The organism is Corallococcus sp. CA047B, from assembly GCF_003612065.1.
In the GTDB taxonomy this organism is placed as follows: domain Bacteria; phylum Myxococcota; class Myxococcia; order Myxococcales; family Myxococcaceae; genus Corallococcus; species Corallococcus praedator.
This window is the reverse complement of record NZ_RAWD01000474.1, coordinates 1-5,330: the sequence shown is the minus strand read 5'-3', so window position 1 is coordinate 5,330 and position 5,330 is coordinate 1. Positions and strand designations below refer to the sequence as shown.

General features: G+C 72.0%; 3 protein-coding genes. All 3 read right to left on the bottom strand.

All coding sequences use genetic code 11. The features are described from left to right. Positions 1-322: 322 nt before the first annotated feature. Positions 323-2,806 carry a signal peptide peptidase SppA gene (sppA, locus tag D7X74_RS39210; protein WP_120538057.1) on the bottom strand — a complete coding sequence of 828 codons (2,484 nt, stop codon included), beginning with the start codon at positions 2,804-2,806 and terminating at the stop codon, positions 323-325. A 48-nt stretch (positions 2,807-2,854) separates the two neighbouring features. Continuing rightward, positions 2,855-4,063 carry a PEGA domain-containing protein gene (locus D7X74_RS39205; protein ID WP_120538056.1) on the bottom strand — a complete coding sequence of 403 codons (1,209 nt, stop codon included), beginning with the start codon at positions 4,061-4,063 and terminating at the stop codon, positions 2,855-2,857. 28 nt (positions 4,064-4,091) lie between these two features. Continuing rightward, on the bottom strand, positions 4,092-5,330 hold a 1,239-nt coding region (locus D7X74_RS39200), incomplete at its 5' end, for a PEGA domain-containing protein (RefSeq protein WP_120538055.1).

The window sequence follows — 5,330 nt, the reverse complement described above, 5'->3', positions numbered from 1 at the left end:
GCCACGGGCGGCGGCGGCGGGTTGCGGGTCTCGGGGTTGTCGGAATTCTCGCTCATGGGGCTCCACGCCGTGACGGCCCTGGAGGGCGGCGGCCACAGGGGGTCGCCGGGGACGTCAGGAGGCAGGTTTTGGGACAGGAAGCCGGACGCGGGGCCTGCGAGAAGGCCGAAACCGCCGGTTCCTGAAACCCCCCGACGGCCCTAGCGCCGGCCGGGAGGCACTCACCACCCTAACAGAGCGCCTGGATTCGGCGCCCCAAATTTCGCCGCCCGTACGCGTAGCGTGTTCTCCGGGCGACCTCCCAGGCTCCCCTCCGGTGGCTTCAGCGGATGCGCACCGTGAAGGGGAGCATGGCCTTCAGGCCGGGGCGCAACAGCTCGGGCGACCCCAGGCCCACCTCCCGGGCGAGCGTCGACAGCGCCTCCGGGGGACGCTCCGGCAGCCCGGGCAGCAGCAGCCCCGCGAGCGCGTGCACCCCGGGCTCGCCGCCCAGGCCGGAGAGGAAGCCTCGCGCGCCGCCCATCACGTCCAGGTCCAGCTCCTCCGACGGCGAAACCTTCGCGCGCTTCCGGGCCGCGGCCACCGCCTCGTGCAGGCCGCCCAGGCCGTCCACCAGCCCGCGCGCGAGCGCATCCTGTCCGCTCCACACGCGGCCCCGGGCGACGGCGTCCACCTTGGCCTTGTCCATCTTCCGGTTGAGCGCGACCTCGGTGATGAACGTGTCGTAGGAGTCATCCACCCAGGCCTGCACCGCGGCCTGCTGCTCCGGCGTCCACGGCCGCCACCACTCCAGCAGGTCCGCCATGTCGCCGCGCTTCACCGTCTCCTGGTTCACGCCCAGCTTCGCGCCCAGGCCCTCCAGCGCGGGCTTCACGTAGTAGACGCCGATGCTGCCGGTGAGCGTGGTGGGCTCCGCCAGCACTTCATCCGCGCCCACCGCCGCGTAGTAGCCGCCGGAGGCCGCCGCGTCGCCCATGGACGCGATGACGGGCTTGTGCCGCTTCGCCTCCAGCACCGCGCGGTACATCAGGTCCGACGCCAGCACGTCGCCGCCGCCCGAGTCCACGCGCAGCACGATGGCCACCACGGACGGGTCCTCCTGCGCCTGCGCGAGCGCGCGCACCACCGTCTCCGCGCCAGCGATGCGCGCGAAGCCCAGCGGATCCTCGCGGCTGCGGCCCCCGGTGATGTCGCCAAGAATCGGCACCACCGCGATGCGGCGGCGCAGCCCCCAGCGGTCCTCGCGCTCGTCGCGCGGGGCGTACGTCGGATGGAAGCGCAGGCCGGGGAACCACTCCGCCACGCGCGCGTCCAGCTCCGTCGCGGACACCACGCCGTCCAGCAGGCCCGCCTGTTGCGCCCGGCGCGAGGACAGGATGCCGCCCGTCCACGCCGCGCGCAGCTTCTGCGGCGACAGCTTGCGGCCCGCCTCCACGGCCTTCTCGTAGTGCGCCAACTGGCCGTCCAGGTACGCGTCCAGCGTCTCCTTCTCCGCGGGGCTCATGTCCGGGCGGGTGAGCTGATCCGTCGCCGTCTTGTATTCGCCCACGCGCGCCACGTCCCAGTGCACGCCCAGCTTGTCCATGGTGCCGCCCAGCGACGTCACCGTCAGCGACAGGCCGTTGATGGGCAGCGACGCCTCCGTCAGCGCGTACACGCCGTCCGCCGCGGACGCCACGAGGTACGCGCGGTCATCCCCGGACAGCATCACCACCACGACCTTCTTGCCCGCCTGCCGCAGCCGCAGGAAGGCCTGGCGCAGCTCCTCCGCGCCGCCCCAGCCCACGCCGGGCAGGCCCTCCATCTTCACCACCACGCCCTGGAGGCGCTCGTCGCGCGTGGCCAGGTCCAGGAACTTGAGCAGGCGCAGGTATGGATCCGACTCGCTCACGCCCAGCACCGACAGCACCGGGCTCACGCCGCCCGACAGCATGTCGTCCAGGTCCAACAGCGTCACGACGCCGTGGGAGCCCTGCACGGAGCGGTAGCGCTCCGACGACAGGCGCAGCGCCAGCACGTGGTCCAGGCCGTTGCCCGCGCCGCCCGCCGCGTACGTCAGGCCCGCGTGCCCCAGGTCCACCGTGGCGGAGAACTGGAGCGAAAGCGGGATGCCACTGACGAAGCCGTGCGAAAGCCCTCCGCCCAGTCGCAGGCCGCGCAGCACCTCCGCCTGCACCGTGTACGTGGCCAGGCCTTCGCGAAAGCCCCCTTCGGAGAAGAGCCAGTCCACGCCCAGCGTGTAGCGCTCGTCCAGCGGGCGCAGGCCCAATCCGAAGTTGTAGCGGCGCGGCAGCTTGAGGCCGTCGCTTTCGGGGGCGTTCAAATCCCTCGCCACCGCGGCCAGCGACAGGAACCGGGCCGGGCGCGCGGTGAGGCCCACGTCCCAGCTGGTGAGCCCGCCAATGGCGCGGTCATCCGAGCTGAAATCGTGGAGTGCCGCGCCCAGTTGCAGCGTGCGGGGCCCCAGCGACAGGCCGAAGGACGTCTTGCGGTAGTCCGGGGCGTTCTCGCCGCGGATCCACTCCAGGGAGAAGCCCGCCCCCAGCCCCAGGAAGTGCGTGCCCAGGAACACGGCGTCGCCCACGGAGTCCGACTCCAGGTTGCGCTCGTGCAGGTAGAAGAGCTGGCCCGCGTCCAGGAAGCCCAGGCCGGCGGGGTTGAGCGACAGCGCGGGCGCTTCGTCTATCAGCGCCGCGTTGGTGGGCGGCAGCGTGACGCCCCGGGGCGGGGCGGCCGTGCTGCTGACGGCGCCCGTCTGGGCGAGCGCGAAAGTCGGGAGGAGGGTCAACAGCGGCAGGAGGCGCATACGGCCCGGGACTCTAGGGACAGTCCGCCCCGGGACAAGCGCCGGCTGCTACCAGTCCTCGGTTCCCGACATCGAATCCAACGGATCATCCCCGGATTGCCGCTTCTCGGACTGTTTGCGCTGTCCACCGCGGTCCTCCGCGCTCCAGTCCTCCGCGCCGCTCTTGCCGTCCAGCGGGTCGCGGACCTTCAGGACCTTCTCGCCCTCGGTGTTGATGAGCTGGTTGACCACCCGCTCCATCTCCAGCTTGAGCTGCCCGTATTCGTCGCCCTGGAGCACCAGCCGCTTGGAGCCCAGGCGCTTGCCGCTCTTCACGTCGAAGAGCCCCACCGCCAGCTCCGTGCCCCGCTCCGGGATGACGCGCACGGTGCCCACCAGCGTCCGGTCCAACCCCAGCGACTTGCCCAGCGCCACCACCGCGTTGGCCGGCTTGTCACTGGGACGCGACATGTCGCCCAGCACCTTGTCCAACTGGCCGTCGTAGGCCTTGTAGGTGGCCGTCGGGACGAGCCCCGCGCTGACCTCCATGTCGTCCGGGGTGACTTCCGCGATCTGCCCGAACTGGCGGAAGCCGGGACGCTCCATGCGCACCAGGTGCTTGCCCACGGGAAGGGCGGGCACCGTCATGGGCGTGTAGCCCACCGCCTCGCCGTCCACGAAGACGCGCGCCCCCGCGGGACGCGACTTGAAGGTGGCCGTGCCGCGAAGCTGCGAGGTGCGGCTGGTGGCCACCTGCGCGCGCAGGCCGATGAAGTCCCGGCTGAAGCGCTTGGGGCTCAGCTCGAAGGTGGGGTTGAGCGCCATCAGGTCCATGAGCAGCAGCTTCGCCTCCTCCACGTCGCCCCGCAGCTGGAGGATGGCGCCGTGCATGGCCAGCGCGTCGCACAGCGGGAAGCACGAGCGCATCGCCGCGACCGAACCCTCCAGTTCCTTGAGCGTCGCGCGCACCTTGCGCTCCGCGTCCTCGTACTCGCGCGCCTCGAAGGCCTTGAGGCTCTCCTCGTAGCCCTTCTTCGCGCGCTGGAAGGACGCCTGGGCCGCCGCGTCGTCCGGCAGGCCGAACAGGTCGCGGGGCTTCTTCACCGAGTAGTTGGCGAAGTTGCCCAGCGCGTCGTTCATGTAGCTCTCCATCTGCACCCCCGAGGACTCGGACGACGGGTCCATGGGGATGAGCAGCGCGGAGATGCGGCCCGGTGGGGGCGAGGACGCCAGCGCCAGGGCGGGCAGCAGCAAGAACGCGAGCGGGAGGGCTTTCATGGGGAGTCCTTGACGCTGGACGCGGTGGCTAGAAGGAAATTCCACCGGGCAGCCCGTTGACGGGATTGAAGCCGCTGCCGCGGTCCGTCGTGGCCACGTACACCACGCCCGCGGTCACCGCCGCGACGCCCGCCGCCGCGGCCCAGAACCAGGGCTTGCGCAGCACCGAGTCCCCGGACGACACCGACTCCTTCTCGTCGGAGGTGCGGCCCTTGGGCAGGGCGGCGCCGGTGAGGAAGGTGTGCACCTGATCCGCCGCAGCGCCCGCGCTGTACTTGCCGTCGCGCTTGGCGAAGTCCACCTCCACGTCGCGCAGCCGGTTCTTCGTGCGCAGGTCCCACGCCTGCACTTCGCCGTGCAGCCGGCCCTTCTTGTCCTGGTAGGCCGCCGCCAGCACCACGTAGCGCGCGTTGAGCCGCTCGCCGATGGCGCCCACTTCCGGCGGAACGCCATCCGCGGAGAAGGCCTGCTCCGTGCCTGCCTTGGCCGCCGCGTCACGCAGCGCGGACAGGCCGGGCGCGGACGCGAGCTTCGTCTTCACCTCGGCGGACGCGGAGGACTTCACCTCCGTGTACGTCGCGGACGGCGCGTAGCCCGGCAGCACCACCTGCACGGGGTAGCGGCCCGGAGCCAGCTTGAGGCCGGTGAGCGGCGTCGCGCCCACGTCGCGCCCGCGCACCAGCACGCGCGCGCCCTCGGGCTGGGACGTCACCACCAGGGTGCCCTGGGGCTGCGCCTCCAGCTCCTTCTGGGCCTCCGTGAACACCCGCTGCACGTCCTGGCCGAACTGGCCCGCGTCCGGGCGCAGCGAAGGCTCCGCCACCAGCGCGTTGGTGAAGGACACCTTGGCGCCCGCCACATCGCCGTTGAGCAGCTGGGACGCGCCCTGGAAGAGGAATGCCTCACCCAGCTTCTCCGGACGCAGGTCGCCCGGCCGCTGCACGTAGGCGTCCGTGGCCGCCTTGAACTTCACCGCCGCGGTGTCCGGATCCAGGTTGTCGTACGCGGAGCGGCCCTCGTCGAAGAGCGCGTCGCCCTTGGGGATGCCCTGCGGTTCGGGCGCAGGGAAGGCCGCCGCCAGGTCCACGAACCGCACGTCGCCCGCGGCGTTCAGCTTCCGGGTCAGCGCGTCCTCCAGCTTCGCCGCCTGGTCGGAGGCCGCCGCCTGGCGGGCCACGCCGAACAGCGCCACGTCGCTGGACACGGCCTTGCGTGCGGAGCTCAGGGGGGCCGCCGGGGTGACGATGGGGGCCGGAGGGGCCTTGAC